Here is a 21,493-nt window from a genome sequence, read left to right on the forward strand (position 1 = left end):
CCGCAGCACACCGGTATCTCCCATGGCCCTGTTCGACAAACTCTTCGGCGAGCGCTACACCGCCGCCCGGGCGCGCCAGCGCCGCCACAGCCGCGTGACTGTCTCCACCACCGCCCACCGGGCCGCCGAGTTGCTGCGTTCGACCAACGCACTGATCCAGCTCAGCGCGGCCGAGGCGCTGACGGTGGTGGGCTACATGGCGTTGCGGCGCTGCGCCGAGGGCGAAGCCATCATCCGCCAGGGCCACAGTGGCGGGGAAGACGGCTTCATGGCGCTGGTGATCGAGGGTGAGGTCACGGTGGAGGCGGTGACGGTGAGCCGCACCGAGCCCCACACGGTGAACGTGCTCGGGCCGGGCCACCTCATGGGCGAGATGTCGCTGATGGACGGCGAAGCCCGCTCGGCCACCTGCACCGCCAGCACCGAGGTGCGCTGCGCCGTGCTCACCCGGGCCGCCCTGCAGACCCTGATCGACGAAGAGCCCACCACCGCCGCCAAGCTGCTCAGCGCCGTGGCCCAGCGCCTGAGCCAGCGGCTGCGCGAGAACGACACCAAGCTGCAGTTGTACGGTCAGCTCGTGCTGTCGATGCAGCAGGAGATTGACCGCTTGATTCCCGAACAGTCTTAGGTGTTCGGGGCAGTCTTCGCGCTCCAGATCATGGTGATGGCCAGGATCGACAGGACGACGCCCAGCGACACCGCCACCGGAATCTTGAACACATCGATCAACAGCATCTTGCTGCCGATGAAGACCAGGATCACGGCCAGGCCGTAGTTCAGCAGGTGGAAGCGGCTGGCCGCGGCTTGCAGCAGGAAAAACATGGCGCGCAGACCCAGGATGGCGAACACGTTGCTGGTGAGCACGATGAACGGGTCCTTGGTGATGGCAAAGATGGCGGGGATGGAGTCGACCGCGAAGATCACGTCGGTCAACCCCACCAGGCAGATCACCATGAGCAACGGCGTGGCGATGCGTTTGCCGTTCTCCACCGTCCAGAATTTCTCGCCGTCGAACGATTTGCTCACGGGCAGCAGCTTGCGCAGCAGCTTGAGCGCGGGGTTGTCGTCCAGGCTGGGCTCCTGGCCCGCGGCCCACCACATCTTCACGCCGGTGAGCAGCAGGAAGGCGCCGAACACATAGAGGATCCAGTGGAACTGCGCCAGCAGCCAGCCGCCCACCAGGATCATCACGGTGCGCAGCACGATGGCGCCCACGATGCCGATCATGAGCACGCGCTTCTGGTAGGCCGCGGGCACGGCGAAGTAGGTGAAGATGAGCAGGAAGACGAAGATGTTGTCGACCGCCAGGCTCTTCTCGATCAGGTAGCCCGTGAGGAATTCGAGCGACTTCTCGTTGGCGATCGCACTCGAACCGGTGCTGTCCTTCACGGCCCACCAGAACAGGGCGTTGAAGACAAAACTCAAGCCCACCCAGAGCAGCGACCAGTTGACCGCCTGCCTGACGCCCACCTCGTGCGCGCCCTGCTTCTTGAGCACGACAAAATCGACAAACAGGGCCGCCACGACGAACACGACGAAGACGACCCACAGCCACAACGGGGCAATGCTTTCCATGAAAAACCTCAGCTTGGTGTTGAAAGAACACCCCAAGGTCTTGCCACGGCCGCGCATGGTGCGGTTGGGAGTTTCCGGCGGCCGACAGGTCGCGTATTGACGAAAACCCCACCCACCGAGCCCGGCTTGGCGCCGGGTGGCAGGTTGACTACTCCCCTTGAAGGGAAGCGCGATTGTCAGCGGGAAACGCGGGCCCCGCAAACTGAAAGACCTTCAGGTTTTTCCTGAAGGTCTTGTCATGATCAGGCCGCTTCCCTGTAAAAGACATCGCGCTTGAGGCTGCGCGGCGCCAGCGGCTCCACGCTCTGGTGGATGGCCGCGATGTGCTCGGGCGTGGTGCCGCAGCAGCCGCCCACGATGTTGACCAGGCCCTCGGCCGCGAACTCGCGCAGCAGGCGGCTGGTGTCCTCGGGGGTTTCATCAAAACCGGTATCGCTCATGGGGTTGGGCAGGCCCGCGTTGGGGTAGCAGCTGATGAAGGTATCGCCCGCGACCTTGGCCAGCTCCTGGATATAGGGGCGCATGAGCGCAGCACCCAGCGCGCAGTTCAGGCCCACGGCCAGCGGCTGCAGATGGCGCACGCTGGCCCAGAAGGCGCTCACCGTCTGGCCGCTGAGGATGCGGCCGGAGGCGTCGGTGACGGTGCCGCTGATGATCACGGGCAGGCGCTCGCCACTCTTCTCAAAAAACTCGTCGATCGCGAACAGCGCGGCCTTGGCGTTGAGCGTGTCGAAGATGGTCTCCACCAGCAACACGTCGGCACCGCCCTCGACCAGCGCCTCGATCTGCTCCAGGTAGGCCGCGCGCAGCTGCTCGAAAGTCACGTTGCGCGCGCCGGCGTCGTTCACCTCGGGGCTGATGCTCGCGGTCTTGGGCGTGGGGCCGAGAGCCCCGGCCACGAAGCGCGGCTTGTCGGGCGTGCTGAACTTGTCGCAGGCCGCACGGGCGATGCGCGCCGAGGCCAGGTTCATCTCGCGCGCGAGGTGCCCCATGTCGTAGTCGTCCTGCGCGATGGTGGTCGCGCCAAAGGTGTTGGTCTCGATCAGGTCGGCACCGGCCGCCAGATACCCCTCGTGGATGTCCTGGATCACGTCGGGGCGCGTGAGGCTGAGCAGCTCATTGTTGCCCTTCACGTCCTTGTGGAAGTCCTTGAAGCGCTCGCCGCGGTACTGCGCCTCGCCCAGCTTGAAGCGCTGGATCATGGTGCCCATCGCGCCATCGAGGATGGCGATGCGGTGTTTCAGGATCTCGGGCAGCGCCTGGGCGCGGGTGTAAGCGGGGGAAGTCATGCCGGGATTGTAAGAAGCGACACGGGTCCGGGCCCGCCGGCAGACGGGTGGCCTCAGGCTTTCCCCGACAATAGGCGCCATGAAACACCTCACGCCCCAGCAGGCCTGGGCCTGGCTGCAGGCCGAACGCGAGCGCCGCGAAGCCATTGGCGAAGTCGCTCCGCTGTTTGTGGACGTGCGCATGGAAATCGAATCGCTCTACGTGGGCCGCCCGCCCGGCGTGGAGAACATCCCCTGGTACGAATACCCCGACCTCACGCCCGACCCGGCGCGTTTCGCGAAAGCCGTCGAGCAGGAAGCGGGCGACAAGCAGCGCCCGGTGCTGCTGATCTGCCGCAGCGGCAAACGCACACTGGACGCCGGCCAGGCGCTGGAGGCCGCCGGCTTCACCGAGGTGGCGCACGTGGTACACGGCTTCGAGGGCGAACTCAACGAAGATTTCAAACGCTCCAGTCTGAACGGCTGGCGGCATGACGGTCTGCCATGGGAGCAGATGTGATCGACATCGCGCCCGAGAGCGAGATCCTGGAAGCCAGCGTCGGCGTTCTGCAGGAGGTCTTCGGCTTCGACGCTTTTCGTGGCCCACAGGCCGAGATCGTGGCGCACGTGGGTGGCGGTGGCGACGCGCTGGTGCTCATGCCCACGGGTGGCGGCAAGTCGCTGTGTTATCAGGTGCCGGCCATCGTGCGCGAGCGCAGCGGCCAGGGCCTCACCGTGGTGGTCTCGCCGCTGATCGCGCTGATGCACGATCAGGTGGGCGCCTTGCTCGAAGCGGGCGTGGCCGCGGCCTTCCTCAACTCCAGCCTCTCCAGCGAAGACGCGCAGCGGGTGGAAAAAGAGATGCTGCGCGGCGACCTCACCCTGCTGTACGCAGCGCCCGAGCGCCTGACCACGCCACGTTTCCTGGCCTTGCTCGACTCGCTCCGTGAGCGCGGCAAGCTCGCCCTGTTTGCGATTGACGAGGCGCACTGCGTGAGCCAGTGGGGCCACGATTTCCGCCCCGAGTACCGTGGTCTGGCCGTGCTGCACGAGCGCTTTGCCGGCGTGCCGCGCGTGGCCCTCACCGCCACCGCCGACGACCTCACGCGCGCCGACATCGTCGAGCGCCTGCAACTGCAGGAAGCCCGCACCTTCATCAGCAGCTTCGACCGACCCAACATCCGCTACCAGCTGGTGGAAAAGAAGGACGCCACCACCCAGCTGTTGCGCTTCATCCGCGACGAACACACCAGCGGCGACGAGCACGACGCGGGCATCGTGTACTGCCAGTCGCGCCGTCGGGTGGAAGAGGTGGCCGCCATGCTGTGCGAAGCCGGCCTGCATGCCCTGCCGTACCACGCCGGCCTGGACGCCGCCGTGCGCCAGCGCCACCAGGACCGCTTCCTGCGCGAGGAAGGCCTGATCATGGTCGCCACCATCGCCTTCGGCATGGGCATCGACAAGCCCGATGTGCGCTTCGTCGCGCACCTGGACATGCCCAAGAACATCGAGGGCTACTACCAGGAGACCGGGCGCGCCGGGCGCGACGGCGAGCCCGCCAACGCCTGGATGGCCTACGGCCTGCAGGACGTGGTGAACCAGCGCCGCATGATCGACGAAAGCCCGGCGGCCGACGAGTTCAAACAGGTGCTGCGCGGCAAGCTCGACGCATTGTTGACGCTGGCAGAAGCGAGTGATTGCCGGCGCGTGCGGCTGCTGTCCTACTTTGGTGAACACAGCGAACCCTGCGGCAACTGCGACAACTGCCTGCACCCGCCGCAGCTCTTTGACGCCACCGAGTCGGCGCGCAAACTGCTCTCGTGCATCTACCGCGTGCAGCAGTCCAGCGGCATGGCGTTTGGCGCCGGCCACATCATGGACATCCTGCGCGGCAAGGTCACCGAGAAGGTGACGCAACACGGGCACGACAAGCTGTCCACCTTCGGCATCGGCGCCGACCTGTCCGAGACGCAGTGGCGTGCGCTCTTGCGCCAGCTCATCGCCCGCGAAGCGGTGCAGGTGGACGCGGCGCACTACAACACCCTGCACCTGCAGGATGCAGCACGCGAGATCCTCAAGGGGCAGAGCCCCGTGTGGCTCAAGTCGCTGGCCGAGAAGGCCGCCGGCTCCGGGCGCACCAGCCGCCAGCGCAGTGCCCGCGCCACCGTGGCCGACGACGGCCAGCCGCTGACCCTGGCGGCACGCGACAGCCTGGATGCGCTCAAGGCCTGGCGCGCCGGCGTGGCCAAGGAACACAACCTGCCGGCATTCGTGATCTTTCACGATGCCACCCTGCGCGCGATTGCCGCGCGCCAACCCCGCACGCTGGCCGATCTGGACGGCATCGCCGGCCTGGGCGTGAAAAAACGCGAGGCTTACGGCGAAGAGGTGCTGCGGGTGGTGAGTGCTTTCGGGTGATCGCCTGACCGGACTTGACGCCCCGACCACCACCATCGGCTGACACGCCCGACCGCTCATCGCAACAGGGCTTTCAGGCCCCTGTCGTTGCTCAAGAATGCCGCCCATCTGACGATGCTTGAGGTGTACCCGGGGACTTCCCCCAACACCCCGAACATCTCGAACGGAGCACTGCATGTTTTCCTGGCTGCCCTGGATTGGCAAAAGCAAAAGGGTTCAGTACCACGACACGCAGGTGCTCGAGCTGGACTTTCTGGTGGACGAGTTTCACGCCGCGATGGCCGACATCCAGGACCCGATCCGCGTGCGCATCCACGCCGCGCTCCTGTCCTGCCAAAGCCCCAAGGATCTCTGGTTCCTGCGCAGCAAGCTGTTCGGCCTGATCTCCAAACACCACTGCGAGAGCGTGGCCAACACCCGCATCGGCCGACTCGACCAGAAGCTGCGCTTCTTCGTGAACAACCACCCGGACTATTCGGCCGACGAACTGCCCAGCAAACCCATGCTGCTCGTGCATTAGAAGGCACCCCCGCGCCGCCTGCGGCGTCACCCCCTCAAGGGGGCGGTGCCAGCGGCCCGGCAAAGCCGGTTCCGCGGCACCTCTGGAAATGCAAAGGCCACCTCGCGGTGGCCTTTTGCATGGAGAGCGCGTGGGCTCAGTGCACGAAGCCCATGCCGCGTGCCTCGCGCACCTCGGGTTTGATGCGGTGCTCGGCCTCCAGCTGGGCGATGAATTCATCGGGCTCCAGCGCTTCGGCGAGGATCTCGACCTGCCGCTTCACCGCGGCAAAGTCGCCCGGGCAGAGCTGGTCGAGCTTGGTCAGCCGAGCGGCGTGCGCCGCGCTCAGCCGCGTGGCGTCGCCACCCAACGCCTCCACCACGAACATGGTCTCGCGCTGCGCGGCCGTGAGCGGCTTGAAGCGGATCTTGAAGGTGAAGCGACGCAGCGCCGCCTGGTCGATGCTGTCCATCAGGTTGGTGGTGCAGATGAAGATGCCGGAAAACCGCTCCATGCCCTGCAGCATCTCGTTGACCTCGGTCACTTCGTAGGTGCGTTGCGCGCCGCGCCGGTCCTGCAGAAAGCTGTCGGCCTCATCCAGCAGGAGCACGGCCTTCTCGGCTTCGGCCTCGCGGAACATCGCCGCCATCTGCTGCTCGGTCTCACCCACGAACTTGCTCACCAGGTCGCTGGCACGGCGGATCATGAGCGGGCGCTCCAGCTGCTGCGCCAGGTGTTCGGCCAGCGCGGTCTTGCCGGTGCCGGGCGCGCCATGGAAACACAGGCAGCCGTGGCCGCGCGCCTTCAGCGCGGCAATCACGCGCGGCAGTTCGTAGCGCGACTCGACGTTGAGCATGTCCAGGCTGTACTGCGTGACGCTGGGGCGCTGCACCAGGTCGGGCTTGCGACCCAGGGCCAGGTCGGCGTTCTTCAGTTGTCGTTCGATCAGGTCGTCGAGCACCGGTGCCGCTGCGCCGCGCGCCTTGGCGCTGCGCCGCGCTGCGGGCTTGGCCGGGCTGGCCGCGAGTTGGGCGAAACGCAAGGCCGTGCGGATCTGCGCCGGCGTGAGGCCCTTGCGCTCGGTCAGGCGCGCCACCAGCGCGTCGGACACCGGCGCGTCCTCCAGCGTCTTGCGCACCAGCTGCTCGCGCGCGCCGGGCGGCGGGCTCTTGAGCTCAAGGTGGTAGGCGAAACGGCGGCGGAACGCCGGGTCGATCTGCTCGATGCGGTTGGTCACCCACAGCGTGGGCACGGCGTTGGTCTCCAGGATCTGGTTGACCCAGGCCTTGCCGCTGACGCTGCCGGTGTGCGAGGCCGCCACGTGTTCGGCGCGCGCCATGATCTGCGCGGCCTCGCTGGAGATCGGCGGGAACACGTCTTCCACCTCGTCGAACAGCAAGGCCGAGTGCGCCGTGCCTTTCAGGAACACCTGGGCGATCTGCAGCGAGCGGTAGCGGTCGCGGCCCGAGAGCGCGTTGCCGTCGCGGTCGGCGTATTCCACCTCGAACAGCTCCAGGCCGGCGGCCTGCGCGACCACGCGCGCCAACTCGGTCTTGCCGGTGCCGGGCGGGCCGTACATGAGTACGTTCACGCCAGGCTCCTTGCGCGCCACGGCTTCGCGCAGCAGGCCGCAGAGCAGGCGCACGTCTTCGCCCACGTAGTCGAAGTCTTTCGGGCTCAGCATGGAACGGGCCGCCGGGCGGGTGAACACCGCCATCAGCTCGCTTTGCGTGCGGTACTCGCGCATCAGCACCGGCGGCAGTTTTTCGCTGACCTTCATGAGGTCGGCCAGGTCGGTGATGTTGTGCTCGGAGATGAGGTTTTCCACCATGCCGATGCGCTCCAGCCGCGAGCCGGCGCGCAGCGCCTCGCCGACCTCGCTGGCTTTCACGCCGGCCACGTCGGCGATCGCCGCGTAGGCCTCGGGCGCGTTGTTCACCTTGAACTCGACCAGGATGGAGCGCAGGTCGCGCTGGTAGCGCGCGAGCGTTCCGTAAAGCAACAGGGCGCGTTCGGCGCGGTTGAGCTGCAGCAGACCGGCGAGCGCATCGATGTTCTTCTCGACCAGCGTGGACTGCTTCTTCAGCGAGTGGCTCAGCCATTCACCCGTGACGGCCAGCACCGAGAGCAGGTCCTTGGGCGATTCCTTGGCGTATTCGTCCAGGTAGAAGAACAGCGTACCTTCTTCGTACGGACCGCGCCAGACACCGTAGCGCTCCATGAAGGCGTTGGTGGTGAGACCGTCGTGGCCGCTCCAGAGTTCGTTGTCCTTGCAGCGGCGCTGCAGGAATTCGCGCAGGCGCAACAACACGGTGTGCGGCCACACGAGGTGGCGACCGGCCAGCGAGAGCAGGGTGTTGAGGTCGCGCCGCACGTTGAAGCGCGGGCCCTGGCGCGCGGCCAGGGTGAGCACGAAGTGAGAGCACATGAGGTCGAGCACCGGCGCCTGGCGAAGGCCGTGCGGCACGAACACGCGCCCTTCGCCCAAGAAGGCGGTGCGGCCCTCTCGCGGGTCGGTCGGGGTGCGGACCGCAGGGATTGCGGACTGCACGGAACGCTTGCTCATCCAGACACCTCCAGAACGTGCTTCCAGTGACGCCGTACCGGGACATCCGGCATTCAAATGGACCATAACCCAGCTTGATGAATCATGGAAGAGAGTGATGAACCGTGTTTGTGGGATTTGTCCGGCTTTAAGGTGGCGCGCGGTCCGGCCCGCCAGTTCACAATCGCGCGATGCTGGAACTCAAAGACATTCAAGCCGCCGCCGCCCGCCTGGCCGGGCAGGTGCTGGACACCCCCTTCGTCGAATCGCGCACCATCTCGCAGCTCACCGGCTGCCAGGTGTTCCTGAAATTCGAGAACCTGCAGTACACCGCCTCGTTCAAGGAGCGCGGTGCCTGCAACAAGCTCGCGCAGCTGAGCGCCGACGAACGGGCGAGCGGCGTGATCGCCATGAGCGCGGGCAACCACGCGCAGGGCGTGGCCTACCACGCGCACCGCCTGGGGATTCGCGCCGTGATCGTCATGCCGCGCTTCACGCCCGGGGTGAAGGTGGAGCGCACGCGCGGCTTCGGTGCCGAGGTTGTGCTGCACGGCGACACGCTGGACGAGTCGCGCACCCACGCCCGCGAGTTGGCAAAGCAGCAAGGGCTGGTGTTCGTGCACCCGTACGACGACGAAGCCATCGTGGCCGGACAGGGCACAGTGGCGCTGGAGATGCTGCGCGAGCAGCCGGACCTGGACACGCTGGTGGTGGCCATCGGTGGCGGTGGCCTGATCGCCGGCATGGCCACCGCGGCCAAGGCGATCCGCCCGGACATCGAGATCATCGGCGTGCAGACCGAGCGCTTCCCCGCCATGGTCAACGCCATCAAGGGCACCCACCTGCCGCAGGGCACGAGCACCATCGCCGAGGGCATCGCCGTGGGCACGCCGGGCGTGATCACCGAGGCCATCGTGCGCCAGAAGGTGGACGACCTGCTGCTGGTCGACGAGGGCGACATCGAGCAGGCCATCGTGATGCTGCTGGAGATTGAAAAGACGCTGGTGGAGGGCGCGGGCGCGGCCGGTCTGGCCGCGCTGATCAAACACCCGGAGCGCTTTGCCGGCAAACGCGTGGGCCTGGTGCTGTGCGGCGGCAACATCGACCCGATGCTGCTGGCTTCCATCATCGAACGTGGCATGGTGCGCGCCGGTCGGCTGGCGCGCATCCAGGTCAACGCGCGCGACGTGCCGGGCAACCTGGCCCGCATCACCGCCACCGTGGCCGACGCCGGCGCCAACATCGACGAGGTGCACCACCAGCGCGCCTTCACGCTGCTGGCCGCGCAGAACGTGGCGATCGAACTCGTGCTGCAGACGCGCGGGCGCGAGCACATCGCGCAGGTGATCGAACGCTTGCAGCAAGCGGGCTTCGACACGGCACTGTTGTGAACTCCGGTGCCAGCCGCGGTTGACGCTGGCCGAGGCGCTCTGCATCATGGCCCCGTCCTGAAACACCAACCAGAGGAACGCCATGAACACCAATGCCCTGTGGGATTCGCTGCAAAACAACCTGGGCACCCACATTCCGCAGTTGCTCGGCGCGTTGGCCATCTTCATCCTGGGCTGGCTGATCGCGGTGGTCGTGCGGGCGGCCACACGCAAGAGCCTGGGCTTCATCGGCGTCAACCACCGCTTCGGCAAGCTCACCGGCACGGGCGTGGACATCGAGGGCGCCGTGGCACTCGGCCTGTTCTGGGTGGTGATCCTGCTCACGCTCATGGCGGTGTTCAACTCGCTGGACCTGGCCATCGTCTCCGGTCCGTTCTCGGCTTTCGCCACGCAACTGTTTGAATACGCACCGCGCCTGCTCGGCGGCCTGGTGCTGGCGCTGGTGGGCTGGCTGGTGGCCAGCGTGGTGCGAGCCCTCACGCAGAAACTGCTGGACAAGACCACGCTGGACGACAAGCTCTCGCAACACGCCGACATGGCGCCCATGAGCGAAGGCCTGGCAGGCGCGTTGTTCTGGCTGGTGATCCTGCTGTTCGTGCCGGCCATTCTGGGCGCGCTGCAGCTCGAAGGCCTGCTGGATCCCCTGCGCAACATGGTGACCAAGACCTTGGACATGCTGCCCAACGTCGTGGCGGCCTTCGTGATCGGCAGCGTGGGCTGGATCGTGGCCACCGTGCTGCGCAAGCTCAGCACGCACCTCAGCCGAACGGCGGGCATCGACAAGCTGGGCGCCCGCGCAGGCCTGGTCGAGACCGTTCGCGTGTCCAGCGCGATCGGCATGCTGGTCTTCATCGCGGTGTTCCTGCCCTCGCTCATCGCCGCGCTGGACGCCCTGAAAATCGAAGCCATTTCGCGCCCAGCGACCGACATGCTGGGCACCCTGATGCAGGCCGTGCCCAACATCATCGGCGCAGGCCTGATCCTGGTGATCACCTGGCTGGTCGCCAGCTTTGCCAGCCAGTTGCTGGCCAGCCTGCTGGCCACGCTGGGCTTTGACACCTTGCCTGCACGCGTTGGGCTGGCCCACGCGTTCGAGAAGACCAGCGCCTCCCGGGTGGTCGGGCGCGTGGTGCTGTTTTTTGCCATGCTGTTCGCCACGGTGGAGGCGGCCGCGCAACTGGGCTTCGCCCAGGTCAGCGACCTCGTGACCAGCTTCATCCGCTTCGGCGGTGACATCCTGCTGGGTTCGGCCATCCTGGTGATCGGCTTCTGGCTGGCCAACCTGGCCCATGACGCCATCGACCGCGCCAGCGGCGCGCGCACCCAGGGGCTCGCACGCATCGGCCGCTACGCCATCCTGGCGTTGGTGATCGCGATGGGCCTGCGCGCCATGGGGATCGCCGACGACATCGTCCACCTCGCCTTCGGTCTCACGCTGGGCGCGGTGGCGGTGGCGGTGGCGCTGTCGTTCGGTCTGGGCGGACGCGAGGCAGCTGGCAAACTGATGGACCACTGGCTCGCCCGTTTCCGCAAAGAGGACTGAATGACCCATGCTCCGTCGCCCCCCATCTCCGTTGAATCGCTGCAAGGCCTGCTGTCCGCGTGGTTTGCGCCCTGGATCCAGGCGCTGGGCTTGGAGGTCGAGTCGTTTGCCGACGGCGAAGTGACGCTGCGTCTTCCGCAGAACGATCAACTCTCGCGCGTGGGCGGCATGCTGTGCGGCCAGGCCATGATGTCGGCCGCGGACACCGCCATGGTGCTGGCCATCGTGACCCAGCTGGGGGATCAGCGCCCCATGACCACGGTGCAGCTCAACACCAGCTTTCTCAAACCGCTCTCCGGCCAGGACGCCCGCATCACCGCGCGTGTGATCCGGGCCGGCAAGAGCCTGGTGTTCGGTGAAATCGACATCGCTGGCGCCACCGACGGGCGCAGCGTGTGCCGCGCCAGCACCACCTACGCTTTGCTCTGAAGCGTCTGCCTTAAAATCGCTGGAGTTTTGAACCACCTTGCGGAGAGCCCATGTCCCAGCACAACCACGACACCCCCAGCGACCAGCCCCAAGACGTGGTGGAGTCCATCGTTCCCCTGATGCCCATCGTGCTGCCCATCGCCGGCGCCGTGCTGATGTTCCTGCTGGCCTTCATCGCCGTTTTCATGGCCTGAGCCAGCGTGCTCCGGTTGCACGGCCGAACGCCCGCAGGGGCGTTCGGCCGTTTTGTTTGGCGGCGCGGGTCCTCTCCGCTGACTGTTTAATGCATCACGTTATGCAGGTTTTGCATGTAACCGATTCGTAACCCGCCGCCCACTTTCATAAAATCGGGGCAAGGACGACACACGGACCGAGCCGCGGGCACACCAACCCGCCCCTTGTCCCTCTTGCTGCCGGGCGCCAACCGCTCCACAGCCACCAGCGCCGACCGCCCCTTTCAAGCACAGGGGACCCTGACAGCCGCCCAGCTGCACCTTCTGCAGCCCGCGGCTGTCGGCGTCTCTGGTGCGCACCGGTTATCAACTTCTGGAGCCTTTTCCATGAACTCTCCCGTGATGCAGGGCCTGACCCTCAACACCCCGTCCTACGTAAAGAATGCCCGGCTGATCGCCTGGGTGGCCGACATGGCCGCCTTGTGCAAGCCCGACACCGTGGTCTGGTGCGATGGCAGCAACGAGGAATACGCGCGCCTGTGCGAGCAGTTGGTGAGCGCCGGCACGATGAAGCGGCTCAACCCGATCAAACGCCCCAACAGCTTCTTGGCCTGCTCCGACCCGTCGGACGTGGCCCGCGTGGAAGACCGCACCTTCATCTGCAGCGAACTGCAGGAAGACGCCGGCCCGACCAACAACTGGATGGCACCGGCCGAGATGCGCGCCACCCTGCAACCGCTGTTTGATGGCTGTATGCGCGGGCGCACCATGTACGTGGTGCCGTTCAGCATGGGCCCGCTGGGCAGCCCGATCGCCCACATCGGCATCGAGCTCACCGACAGCGCCTATGTGGCCGTCAACATGAAGCTCATGACCCGCATGGGCAAGCCCGTGTTCGACGTGCTCGGCACCGACGGCGAATTCGTGCCCTGCGTGCACACCGTGGGCGCGCCACTGGAAGCGGGCAAAACCGACCAGACCGGCTGGCCGTGCAACCCGACCACCAAGTACATCGTCCACTACCCCGAGACGCGCGAGATCTGGAGCTACGGCTCGGGTTACGGCGGCAACGCGCTGCTGGGCAAGAAGTGCTTTGCGCTGCGCATCGCCTCCACCATGGGCAAGCAGCAGGGCTGGCTGGCCGAGCACATGCTCATCCTGGGCGTGACCAACCCCCAAGGGAAGAAGTACCACGTGGCCGCCGCCTTCCCCAGTGCCTGCGGCAAGACCAACTTCGCCATGCTGATCCCGCCCAAGGGCTTCGAGGGCTGGACCGTCACCACCATCGGTGACGACATCGCCTGGATCAAGCCGCACGCCGATGGCCGCCTCTACGCGATCAACCCGGAAGCAGGCTATTTCGGTGTGGCCCCGGGCACCAACACCATGACCAACCCCAATTGCATGGCCAGCCTGGACCGCGACGTGATCTTCACCAACGTGGCCCTGACCGATGATGGCGACGTGTGGTGGGAGGGCATGAGCGACGCCCCCGCCCACGCCATCGACTGGCAAGGCAAGGACTGGACGCCTCAGATGGCCAAGGAAACCGGCGCCAAGGCCGCCCATCCCAACGCCCGATTCACTGTGGCCGCCACCAACAACCCGGCGCTCGACCCGGCCTGGGACGATCCGGCCGGCGTGCCGATCGACGCCTTCATCTTTGGTGGCCGCCGCTCCACCACGGTTCCGCTGGTGACCGAGGCCCGCAACTGGACCGAAGGCGTGTACATGGCCGCCACCATGGGGTCGGAAACCACCGCCGCCGCCTTTGGCGCGCAGGGTGTTGTGCGCCGCGATCCGTTCGCGATGCTGCCGTTCACCGGCTACAACATGAGCGACTATTTCCAGCACTGGCTGGACATGGGCAACCAGCTCACCAACCAGGGCGCCAAGCTGCCCGGCATCTTCTGCGTGAACTGGTTCCGCAAGGACGAGGCTGGCAAGTTTGTCTGGCCCGGTTTTGGCGAAAACATGCGCGTGCTCAATTGGATGATCGATCGCCTGGAAGGCCGCGGCCAGGGCACCGAGCACGCCTTCGGCGTGAGCCCGCGCTATGAAGACATCCACTGGGATGGCCTGAATTTCTCGGCCGACCAGTACAAGACCGTCACCCGCATCGACAGCGCCGCCTGGATGAAGGAACTCGAACTGCACAGCGAGCTGTTCACCCAACTGGCGCACCACCTGCCACGGGAACTCGAGGAGACAAAAGCGAAGATCGAGAAGCGCCTGGCCGCATGAGGCCACAGCCCCGACTGGGTGCGCTGCACGATCTGCGGCGCACCTGAAGCCTCCCGGGTCAAGAAGCCCGGGCGAAAAAAAAGCCACCGGACCCGGTGGCTTTTTTGTGGGCGCGAGCCCGGGGCGCGTTGGCGCTCAGAGGTAGCGATTGTGCAGGTGGCGTGCAGCGCGTGCTTGGCCCAGACGTTCCCAGTACGACCCCGCGGGCGCTGCGGCTTCAGCCCGCACGGGCAGACCCAGCGGTGCCAGTGCAGCATCGAACGTTTCGACAGGCTCATCCAGCTCGGCGCGGTTGCGGGCCAGGGTCAGCTCGCTCATCAGGCGGGGGTCGAGGCGGGCCATTTCCCACAGGCGGGTTTCCGCACGGGCTTCGGCCATCGACTGCGACCAGCTGTCGAGCAGCACGATGCCGCGGCGAGCAAGGCGGCGGGCCGAGTCGGCAAACAACGCCATGCCGGCAAACACGACCACCCACAGGAACACCCAGGCGAGCAAGAGATGGCCATCGGCCCAGGTGCTGACCACGCGATCGGCCAGGATGACCATGGCGGCGACCACGGCGGCCAGCAACAGGGCAGCCAGGCTGCGCGAGCTGTCGGTGTGGCGAGGGGCCTGCCTGGCCGACGGTGCGCGGCCGAGGCCCAGTGAAACGGAAGAAGGGGTGGATGCGAGGGTGCTCATGGCGAACTCCTAAGGAGGGGTAAATGTCTTTTGGACAACGCAATACTAGGGTTAACCCGCAGTTATTGCCAATTTATCTTTGTGATGCTTTACATTCATCATGGTGATGAATAGCCTGAACTTCCGCACCCTCGATCTGAACCTGCTTCGGGTGTTCGACGAGGTGATGACCGAGCGCAACCTCACCCGCGCAGCGCACAACCTGGCCATGACGCAGCCCGCAGTGAGCAACGCGTTGCGGCGGTTGCGCGAGGTGGTGGGCGACGATCTGGTGCGCCGCTCCGGCTACGGCGTGGAACCCACGCCGCTGGCGCTGAGCCTGTGGCCGTCGGTGCGAGACGCCCTGCACTTGCTGCGCGAATCCCTGGCGCCGGGCACCTTCGACCCTGTGAGTGCGCACAACGCATTCGTGCTGGCCATGGCCGATGCCACGGCGGCCAAGCTGGTGCCCGGCCTCATGGACATCTTCGAGACCGAAGCCCCCGGGGTGAACCTGCGGGTCGTGCCGTTGACCACCCGCGACCCACGCGATCTGCTGGAAAACGGCTCGGCCGATCTGGCTATCGGGCATTTTCCGGGCGCGCTGGCTGAGCTCGGAGCCCTGCATCTGCAGGAGAACAACCCGCAGTTCCTGCACCAGCGCCTGTACGACGGCGAGTACGTGGTGGTGATGCGCAAGGGCCACCCCCTGGCCGGACAGCCGTTGAGCCTGGACGCCTACTGCAACGCGCGCCACCTGCTGGTGAGTTTCTCGGGGCGCCCTTTCGGCTTCGTGGATGAATCCCTGGCCGCGCTCTCCCGCCAGCGGCGCGTGGTGCTCACGGTCAACCAGTTCTTCACGGCCGGGCGCGTGGTGGCCACCACCGATTTGCTCACGGTGCTGCCGCGGCACTTTGTCGGCGCCACCGGCATCGAGCACGAGCTCGCCCTGGTCGACCTGCCCTTGCAGGTGCCGGCCGTGCATGTGGACGCGCTGTGGCACCGACAGGCCACCCACAACAGCGCGCATCGCTGGCTGCGGCAAGCGGTTGAGCGGGCGTCTGCGGTCGGCTTCCGCAATGTCAAGGCAGTGCCGGAGCACACGGGGACGCGCAAGGTCAAAAATGGGGGTTGACGGTCTCTGGCCGACAATGACCGCATGAACATCCAGTTGCTCAGCGACCTGCACCTCGAAGCCAACCCCGCCTTTGAGCCGGTGCCCGCGGGAGACGCCGATCTGCTCGTGCTGGCCGGCGACATCGGCTCATACCAGGTGCGGCGCGATGGCAGCGTGATGGGCGAGCCGGACTGGGGTCTGCAGCGCTTTTCTCCCCTGCCCCAATACGCGGGCTGGCCCGCGCCGGTGGTGTACGTGCCCGGCAACCACGAGTACGACGCGCTGGACCTGGACAAGGCGCATGCCGAACTGCGCAAGGTCTGTGACCGGCTAGGCATCCAGTGGCTGGAGCGTGAAACCCTGCAGATGCAGGGCGTGCGCCTGATCGGCACCACGCTCTGGAGCGACTACGACGCACTGGGTGACCATGCCCCGACTCCGACGCCCGCTCGACACGGCCGGGCCGCTGCGGTGCCACCGAAGCGGGCGCCCGATCCGCTGACCCACCGTCTCCAGCAGCGCGAAAAGGCCTTCCGTGCCGCCAACCACTACCTGGTGAAGATGGGGGGCCAACGTCATGGCCGCCTGTTCGACGCCGAGGCGATGCGTGCGCTGGGGCTGGACTGTCAGGCCTGGCTGCGCGATGCGCTGGCCCAGCCGTTCGACGGCCCGACAGTGGTCATCACCCACTTCGCACCCACGCTGCACAGCATGGACCCGCGCTACGGCAGAAGCCCCGGCACGGCGGGCTTCTGCAACGGCCTGGACGAACTGCTGCCGCTGGCCGACTTGTGGCTGCACGGCCACCTGCATTGCCCGACCGATGTGCAGGTGGGGCGTTGTCGCATCGTGGCCAACCCGCTGGGCTACCAAGACAAGAACGAACAGGCCGGCTTCATCCCCGCGTTCTGCATCCGCGTGAGCGCGAGCGCAGCGCCGCACAGCCAGGTGCAGGCTGTTTGAGGCAGCGCAAATCGCAGCCCTGCGAAAACCCTACACTCGCTCATTCACACCCTGACCCAACAAGGAGAACCTCATGAAGATCCTGCTCGCAGTCGACGGCAGCGCGTACACCAAAAAGATGCTGGCCTACCTGGCGACCCACGACGAGATGTTCGGCAGCAGCAACGCGGTGACCCTCATCACGGTGCAAGCCCCGCTGCCTCCACGGGCGCGCGCTGCGGTCGGCGCCGAAGTGGCCAACGGTTACTACGCCGATGAAGCCGCCAAGATCACCGCACCGGTGGTGAAATTCCTCAAGCGCCATGGCATGGACGCCACCGTCGTGGCGAAGGTGGGGTCCCCTGGCGAAGTCATCGCCAAGACCGCTGACAGCGGCAAGTTCGACCTGCTGGTGATGGGCTCACACGGCCACAGCGCACTGGGCAATCTGGTGATGGGCTCGGTGGCCACCAATGTGCTGGCCCATTGCGGCGTGCCGGTGCTGTTGGTTCGCTGACCTCACCTGTGCTCCATGAAAAAGGCCGCAGATGCGGCCTTTTTTTTGTTGGCGAATGGATCGAAATCAGCGCGACTTCAGTCCGTCGAAGCAGGTGCTGAGCACCATCTCGATGATCTCTTCATTGCTGTGTTGCCCCGAACCCTTGAGAAAGCCCAGCACCGGATCGCAAGCCCGTGCGTACAGCGTGTAGAGCACCGCGATGGCGGGCAAGTTGCTGTTCAGGCTGCCGTCGGCCTGGGCCTGGGTGATCCAGCCACCCAGGCGCTCGCTCACGTCCATGAGGCCGTCCACATAGGCCTTGTTGTTTGTCAGGGAGGCACGCAGGCTGGAGTTGGCGCTGGGCAATGAAGGCATTTCACCAGCGAGCTGCACCTCCATCGTCCAGCGGGCCACGGCCCGGAGCTGTTCGATCGGCTGGCTGCCGGGGCGGCCCTCAAGGCTGTCGAGGAATGCTCGCGCACGGTCCATGACCCGCACCATGGCAGCAGCGGCCAGATCTTCCTTGCTGGGAAAGTGCTTGTAGAGACTGGCCTTGGCGATGCCGACTTCGGCTGCCACCTCGTCCACCGTCATGGCATCAAACCCCTTTTCAGCCAGCAGGCGGTTCACCGCCGAGACGATGGCGTCTTCCCGGACCAGATGCATCTGCTGGCGAAAGCTGCGTTTTTGAGGGGCTTCGGGAGGTGATTTGTGAACTGCGCTGGTCATGGAAAACCTTTGGATGGCCCTGGAATTTTGCTTCACTTTGACGAATCCGTCGATATCACTACCGAAAAGTAGTGTTTAAGACCCGTCAGTCACTGCTTGGGCAGTTTGGCGTCGGTGCCAGTGCGCAGGTTGAGCGCTGCCGCGGTGCGCAAGGCCATGCTCAGGGCGTCCAGCACGTCGGAGCTCAGGTTCCAGCAATGCCAGTACAGCGCCACCCCCAGGTGGTGGCGTGGCGCCAGATTGATCAGTTCGCCCGATGCGATCAGGTCGCGCACACGCAGCGCGGGCAGCACGCTCACCCCCCAGCCAGCCTGCACGGCGCGAACCTGGCCCTCGCTGGAGGGCACGAAGAGCTGCTTGAGCATCACCCGTGGCAGGCCGAAAGCCTTCATCACGAAGCCATGTTGCAGGTTGTCCTTGCGGTTGAAAGCCACGAACGGGACCTTGTGGAAGTTGTGCGCGTTCAGGCCCTTGGGCAGGTGCTGCGCAGCGAAATCGGCCCGCGCCACGGCCACGTAGTCCATGGTGCCGAGCGCCTCCATCTTGCAACCCCGCAGCGCTTGCCCGAGCGAGGTGACGCAGCCCAGTACCTGACCTTCACGCAACCACTCGTGGGTGAACTCCTGGTCGTCGGTGATGATTTCGATCGGCAGGCCGTTTTGCGCCAACGCATCCAGCGCGGGCAGCGCCCAGGTGGCGATGCTGTCGGCGTTGATGGCCACCGAGATGCGCTCCTCTTCGCGACCGCTGCCGGTGGAGCTGGGCGCGAGTTCCTTGAGGTCCTTTTCCAGATCGGCACGCAGCAGCCGCATCATCTTGGCGTGCTTGAGCATGAGCTGGCCGGCCGGCGTCGGCTTGAGCGGCCGGCTGCGCACGATCAGCACGGTGCCGACCTGCGCCTCCAAGGCCCGCAACCGCTGCGACACGGCCGACTGCGTGATGGACAGGCGCTGAGCGGCGCGCTCGAAGCCGCCCTCCTCAATGATGGCGGCCAGGCATTCAAGGGCGTCTGGATCGAAAGTGCTCATGAGGTATATAAGCTGATCTGATGCCCAAAATTTTAGTTTAATTTCGCTTCACTTCGAAGCGCCTTCTTTCGATACTGCCTACCAGTTTCATCGTTTGAAGGAGTGAGTCATGCAAGTCACCGTTCTGGGCGCGGGCATCATCGGCGTGAGCACGGCTTGGCACCTGCTGCAGCGCGGGCACGAGGTCACCCTGGTCGACCGGCAAACCGACGCGGCGCTGGAGACCAGCTTCGCCAACGCGGCACAGATCTCGGTGAGCTACTGCGAGCCTTGGGCCAACAAGGACGCGCCGCTCAAAACGTTGAAGTGGATGTTCTCCGACGAATCGCCGCTGCTGTTCCGTCCGCAGCTCGACTGGGCGCAATGGCGTTGGGGACTGCAGTTTCTGGCGCAATGCAACGACGCGGCCTTCGAGCGCAACGTGGCACAACTCGTCGCGCTCGGCTCATACAGCCACGCCGCGCTGAAGGCGGTGGTGGCCGACACCGGCATCGAATACCACCGGTTGGAGCGCGGCATCGCCCACTACTACACCGATCAGAAATCCTTTGACGGCGCCGCCGAAGCCGCCGCCGTGATGCAGCGCTTTGGCGTCAAGCGCCGGGTGGTGTCGCGCAGCGAGCTGCTCACCATCGAGCCCGCACTGCGGGCCTTTGCCGATCGCATTGTGGGCGGCACCTACACCCAGAGCGACGAGTCGGGCGACGCGCGCACGTTCACGCAGAAGCTGGCCTCCTTGTGCGGCCAGCGCGGCGCGCGGCTGATGTTCGGTCACGACATCGAGCGTCTGGACAGCGATGGCCGCGAAATCCGCGAGGTGCGCGTGCGTGACCGCCACAGCGGCCAGGCGCGCGCGCTCAAGGCGGACGCCTTCGTGGTCGCCTGCGGCTCGTACAGCACACCGCTCTTGAAGTCGGTCGGCGTGGACGTGCCGATCTACCCGGGCAAAGGCTACAGCGCGACGCTGCCCTTGCTCAAGCCCGAGCAGGCGCCCAGCGTGAGCATGATCGACGACCAGCTCAAGATCGCGGTTTCGCGCCTGGGCAACCAGCTGCGCGTGGCGGGCACCATCGAACTCGGCGGCTTTGACCTTTCGCTGGACACGCCACTGGCGAAGAAGCGCTGCGAGATGCTGGTGCGCCGCATCGAACAGGTGTTCCCCGGCGTGGCCGACACCCGCACACCCGAGCAAGGCGGCGACCCGCAGTTCTGGTGCGGCCTGCGCCCGGCCACGCCGACCAACATTCCCCTGATCGGTCGCACGAAGCTGCGCAAGCTGTGGATCAACGCCGGCCACGGCACGCTGGGCTGGACCCACGGCGCGGGCTCCGGCAAGGCCCTGGCCGAGTTGATTCACGGCGAGCAGCCGGCCATGGACTTCGGCTTTTACGGCATGCCGTCCGCCGCGCAGACTGCGCCGGTCTCGACGCGATTGCGGGTTGCCCAGCCGCCCGGCCAGGCCTGAGCAGGCTTCAAGGACGCAAGCGCTCCACCATCCAGCGCTGCAGATCCATCCACATCTGCCGCATTTCGCTCTCCAGCGGCGCTCGAAAGGCGTTGGGCAATTCGATCGTGACCACCGGCATGCCGCGGTGCACGCCGCCGTAATTGCCCAGGCTGCCCGGAAAGATGCCCACCTGGTCCAGGTAGAGGCGTCCGAGCTTGGGCGGTGGCGCGCCCGGGCCGTCGAAATCGAGCACACCGTAGGGCGCGTGGATGCTCACGATCAGGTGCGGCTGGAAGCGCGCCATCTCGTCGTGCAGAAAGCGCGACTCGGGCTCCGACAGCGGGCTCGGACCGGGCCAGCGGCGCGGGTCCTTGCGGGTGCGCTGCTCCCAGTACACCGGTGCGTCGCGCTCCCAGTTGGGCGTGGGGAAGTTGCGATTGAGGTCCACACCGCGCGCGTTCACGCGGCTGGCGGGCCGCGCGAGCAGGCCATCGGGGTTGAGCACCGGAATGAAACGCCAATGGGTGTCGGCAGTCTCTTTCAGCGCGTGCTGGATCCAGTGCAGCGCCACCGAAGCGGACGACATCTCGTCGCCGTGCATGGCGCCCACCACCAGCACGCGCAAGCGCACCTGCGGCGCGACCACGTCGCGCGCGTACAGCGTGCGGCCCTGCGTTGAACGGCCCTCGGTGGGAACAAGACCGGCGGCATCGCACAGCGCGCGCCCCATGTGCGGCAGGCGGGCCGACAGTTGCACACAGGGTGCGGCGGCGGCTGGCACGGTGGTGCGGTGGTGCGGTGGTCCGCGCAGCGGCGAAATGGCCTGCACGCTCGTGGTCAACACCAGCCCGACGACCAGCGCGAGCACCCGCGACAACGGTGGACGAGGCTTCGCGCGAAACAATGGGCGGCGTGACATCACGGCATTCTAGGGACGGCACCGTGCAAAGACAGCGATCGCCGAGAATCAAGCCTTCATCGCCGCA

The 21,493-nt window shown here is 66.2% G+C and carries 20 protein-coding genes; 13 read left to right on the top strand and 7 right to left on the bottom strand.

Translation table 11 applies throughout. The features are described 5' to 3' along the window. The first annotated feature begins 22 nt into the window (after positions 1-22). Entirely contained in the window at positions 23-628 is a 606-nt protein-coding gene (locus ASE11_RS01675; RefSeq protein WP_056264884.1) for a Crp/Fnr family transcriptional regulator, read from the top strand. Here ASE11_RS01675 and ASE11_RS01680 read toward each other — a convergent pair. Together ASE11_RS01680 and ASE11_RS01685 are read right to left on the bottom strand one after the other, a co-directional pair. Next, on the bottom strand, positions 625-1,575 hold the full coding sequence (locus tag ASE11_RS01680) for a TerC family protein (RefSeq protein WP_056265621.1): 951 nt from the start codon (positions 1,573-1,575) through the stop codon (positions 625-627). The two genes, ASE11_RS01675 and ASE11_RS01680, sit on opposite strands and share 4 nt — an antisense overlap. Before the next feature lie 242 nt (positions 1,576-1,817). Further along, positions 1,818-2,864: a homocysteine S-methyltransferase family protein gene (locus ASE11_RS01685; protein ID WP_056264888.1), complete on the bottom strand. Its 1,047-nt coding sequence runs from the start codon at positions 2,862-2,864 to the stop codon at positions 1,818-1,820. Between the two features lie 79 nt (positions 2,865-2,943). On the opposite strand from ASE11_RS01685, the gene ASE11_RS01690 reads away from it, so the two are divergent. The 3 genes from ASE11_RS01690 to ASE11_RS01700 all read left to right on the top strand — a co-directional run bounded on the left by ASE11_RS01690 (position 2,944) and on the right by ASE11_RS01700 (position 5,781). After that, positions 2,944-3,363: a rhodanese-like domain-containing protein gene (locus ASE11_RS01690; protein WP_056264890.1), complete on the top strand. Its 420-nt coding sequence runs from the start codon at positions 2,944-2,946 to the stop codon at positions 3,361-3,363. Further along, complete coding sequence (recQ, locus tag ASE11_RS01695; protein WP_056264894.1) at positions 3,348-5,261, top strand: DNA helicase RecQ; 1,914 nt, start codon at positions 3,348-3,350, stop codon at positions 5,259-5,261. Before ASE11_RS01690 ends, recQ begins: the two co-directional genes overlap by 16 nt. Positions 5,262-5,436: 175 nt before the next feature. Then, a complete protein-coding gene (locus ASE11_RS01700; protein WP_056264899.1) occupies positions 5,437-5,781 on the top strand; it encodes a hypothetical protein in 345 nt (114 codons plus the stop codon). A gap of 136 nt (positions 5,782-5,917) precedes the next feature. Here ASE11_RS01700 and ASE11_RS01705 read toward each other — a convergent pair whose 3' ends face one another. Continuing rightward, positions 5,918-8,188: an ATP-binding protein gene (locus tag ASE11_RS01705; protein ID WP_414842422.1), complete on the bottom strand. Its 2,271-nt coding sequence runs from the start codon at positions 8,186-8,188 to the stop codon at positions 5,918-5,920. 308 nt (positions 8,189-8,496) lie between these two features. Here ASE11_RS01705 and ASE11_RS01710 point away from each other — a divergent pair, with 308 nt between their 5' ends. From ASE11_RS01710 to ASE11_RS01725, 5 genes are all read left to right on the top strand, one after another. Further along, positions 8,497-9,696: a threonine ammonia-lyase gene (locus tag ASE11_RS01710; protein WP_056264901.1), complete on the top strand. Its 1,200-nt coding sequence runs from the start codon at positions 8,497-8,499 to the stop codon at positions 9,694-9,696. Between the two features lie 82 nt (positions 9,697-9,778). Beyond that, positions 9,779-11,239 (top strand): mechanosensitive ion channel, encoded by a 1,461-nt coding sequence (locus tag ASE11_RS01715; protein ID WP_056264904.1) that lies wholly within the window; start codon positions 9,779-9,781, stop codon positions 11,237-11,239. Further along, positions 11,240-11,668 (top strand): PaaI family thioesterase, encoded by a 429-nt coding sequence (locus ASE11_RS01720; protein ID WP_082585441.1) that lies wholly within the window; start codon positions 11,240-11,242, stop codon positions 11,666-11,668. It abuts the gene before it with no gap. Positions 11,669-11,718: 50 nt separating this feature from the next. Beyond that, on the top strand, positions 11,719-11,862 hold the full coding sequence (locus ASE11_RS26200; protein ID WP_164474135.1) for a hypothetical protein: 144 nt from the start codon (positions 11,719-11,721) through the stop codon (positions 11,860-11,862). Positions 11,863-12,228: 366 nt separating this feature from the next. Beyond that, a complete protein-coding gene (locus tag ASE11_RS01725; RefSeq protein ID WP_056264907.1) occupies positions 12,229-14,085 on the top strand; it encodes a phosphoenolpyruvate carboxykinase (GTP) in 1,857 nt (618 codons plus the stop codon). Positions 14,086-14,220: 135 nt separating this feature from the next. On the opposite strand, the gene ASE11_RS01730 is transcribed toward ASE11_RS01725, so the two are convergent. Continuing rightward, positions 14,221-14,766 (bottom strand): hypothetical protein, encoded by a 546-nt coding sequence (locus tag ASE11_RS01730; protein ID WP_056264910.1) that lies wholly within the window; start codon positions 14,764-14,766, stop codon positions 14,221-14,223. A 106-nt stretch (positions 14,767-14,872) separates the two neighbouring features. Between ASE11_RS01730 and ASE11_RS01735 the strand changes: the two genes are divergently transcribed. The 3 genes from ASE11_RS01735 to ASE11_RS01745 all read left to right on the top strand — a co-directional run bounded on the left by ASE11_RS01735 (position 14,873) and on the right by ASE11_RS01745 (position 17,321). Further along, positions 14,873-15,880 carry a LysR family transcriptional regulator gene (locus tag ASE11_RS01735; RefSeq protein WP_056265630.1) on the top strand — a complete coding sequence of 336 codons (1,008 nt, stop codon included), beginning with the start codon at positions 14,873-14,875 and terminating at the stop codon, positions 15,878-15,880. A gap of 24 nt (positions 15,881-15,904) precedes the next feature. Further along, positions 15,905-16,825 carry a metallophosphoesterase gene (locus ASE11_RS01740; RefSeq protein WP_056264914.1) on the top strand — a complete coding sequence of 307 codons (921 nt, stop codon included), beginning with the start codon at positions 15,905-15,907 and terminating at the stop codon, positions 16,823-16,825. A gap of 73 nt (positions 16,826-16,898) precedes the next feature. Then, positions 16,899-17,321, top strand: a complete 423-nt coding sequence (locus ASE11_RS01745) for a universal stress protein (RefSeq protein WP_056264917.1) — start codon at positions 16,899-16,901, stop codon at positions 17,319-17,321. A 66-nt stretch (positions 17,322-17,387) separates the two neighbouring features. Here ASE11_RS01745 and ASE11_RS01750 read toward each other — a convergent pair whose 3' ends face one another. Next, positions 17,388-18,032 (bottom strand): TetR/AcrR family transcriptional regulator, encoded by a 645-nt coding sequence (locus ASE11_RS01750; RefSeq protein WP_056264922.1) that lies wholly within the window; start codon positions 18,030-18,032, stop codon positions 17,388-17,390. An 89-nt stretch (positions 18,033-18,121) separates the two neighbouring features. Further along, positions 18,122-19,060: a LysR family transcriptional regulator ArgP gene (locus ASE11_RS01755; protein ID WP_056264925.1), complete on the bottom strand. Its 939-nt coding sequence runs from the start codon at positions 19,058-19,060 to the stop codon at positions 18,122-18,124. 109 nt (positions 19,061-19,169) lie between these two features. Between ASE11_RS01755 and ASE11_RS01760 the strand changes: the two genes are divergently transcribed. Beyond that, positions 19,170-20,525 (top strand): D-amino acid dehydrogenase, encoded by a 1,356-nt coding sequence (locus tag ASE11_RS01760; RefSeq protein WP_056264928.1) that lies wholly within the window; start codon positions 19,170-19,172, stop codon positions 20,523-20,525. A gap of 7 nt (positions 20,526-20,532) precedes the next feature. Here ASE11_RS01760 and ASE11_RS01765 read toward each other — a convergent pair whose 3' ends face one another. Then, a complete protein-coding gene (locus ASE11_RS01765) occupies positions 20,533-21,426 on the bottom strand; it encodes a M14 family murein peptide amidase A (protein ID WP_056264930.1) in 894 nt (297 codons plus the stop codon). Between the last annotated feature and the right edge of the window lie 67 nt (positions 21,427-21,493).

Source organism: Hydrogenophaga sp. Root209 (assembly GCF_001428625.1).
Lineage (GTDB): Bacteria > Pseudomonadota > Gammaproteobacteria > Burkholderiales > Burkholderiaceae_C > Hydrogenophaga.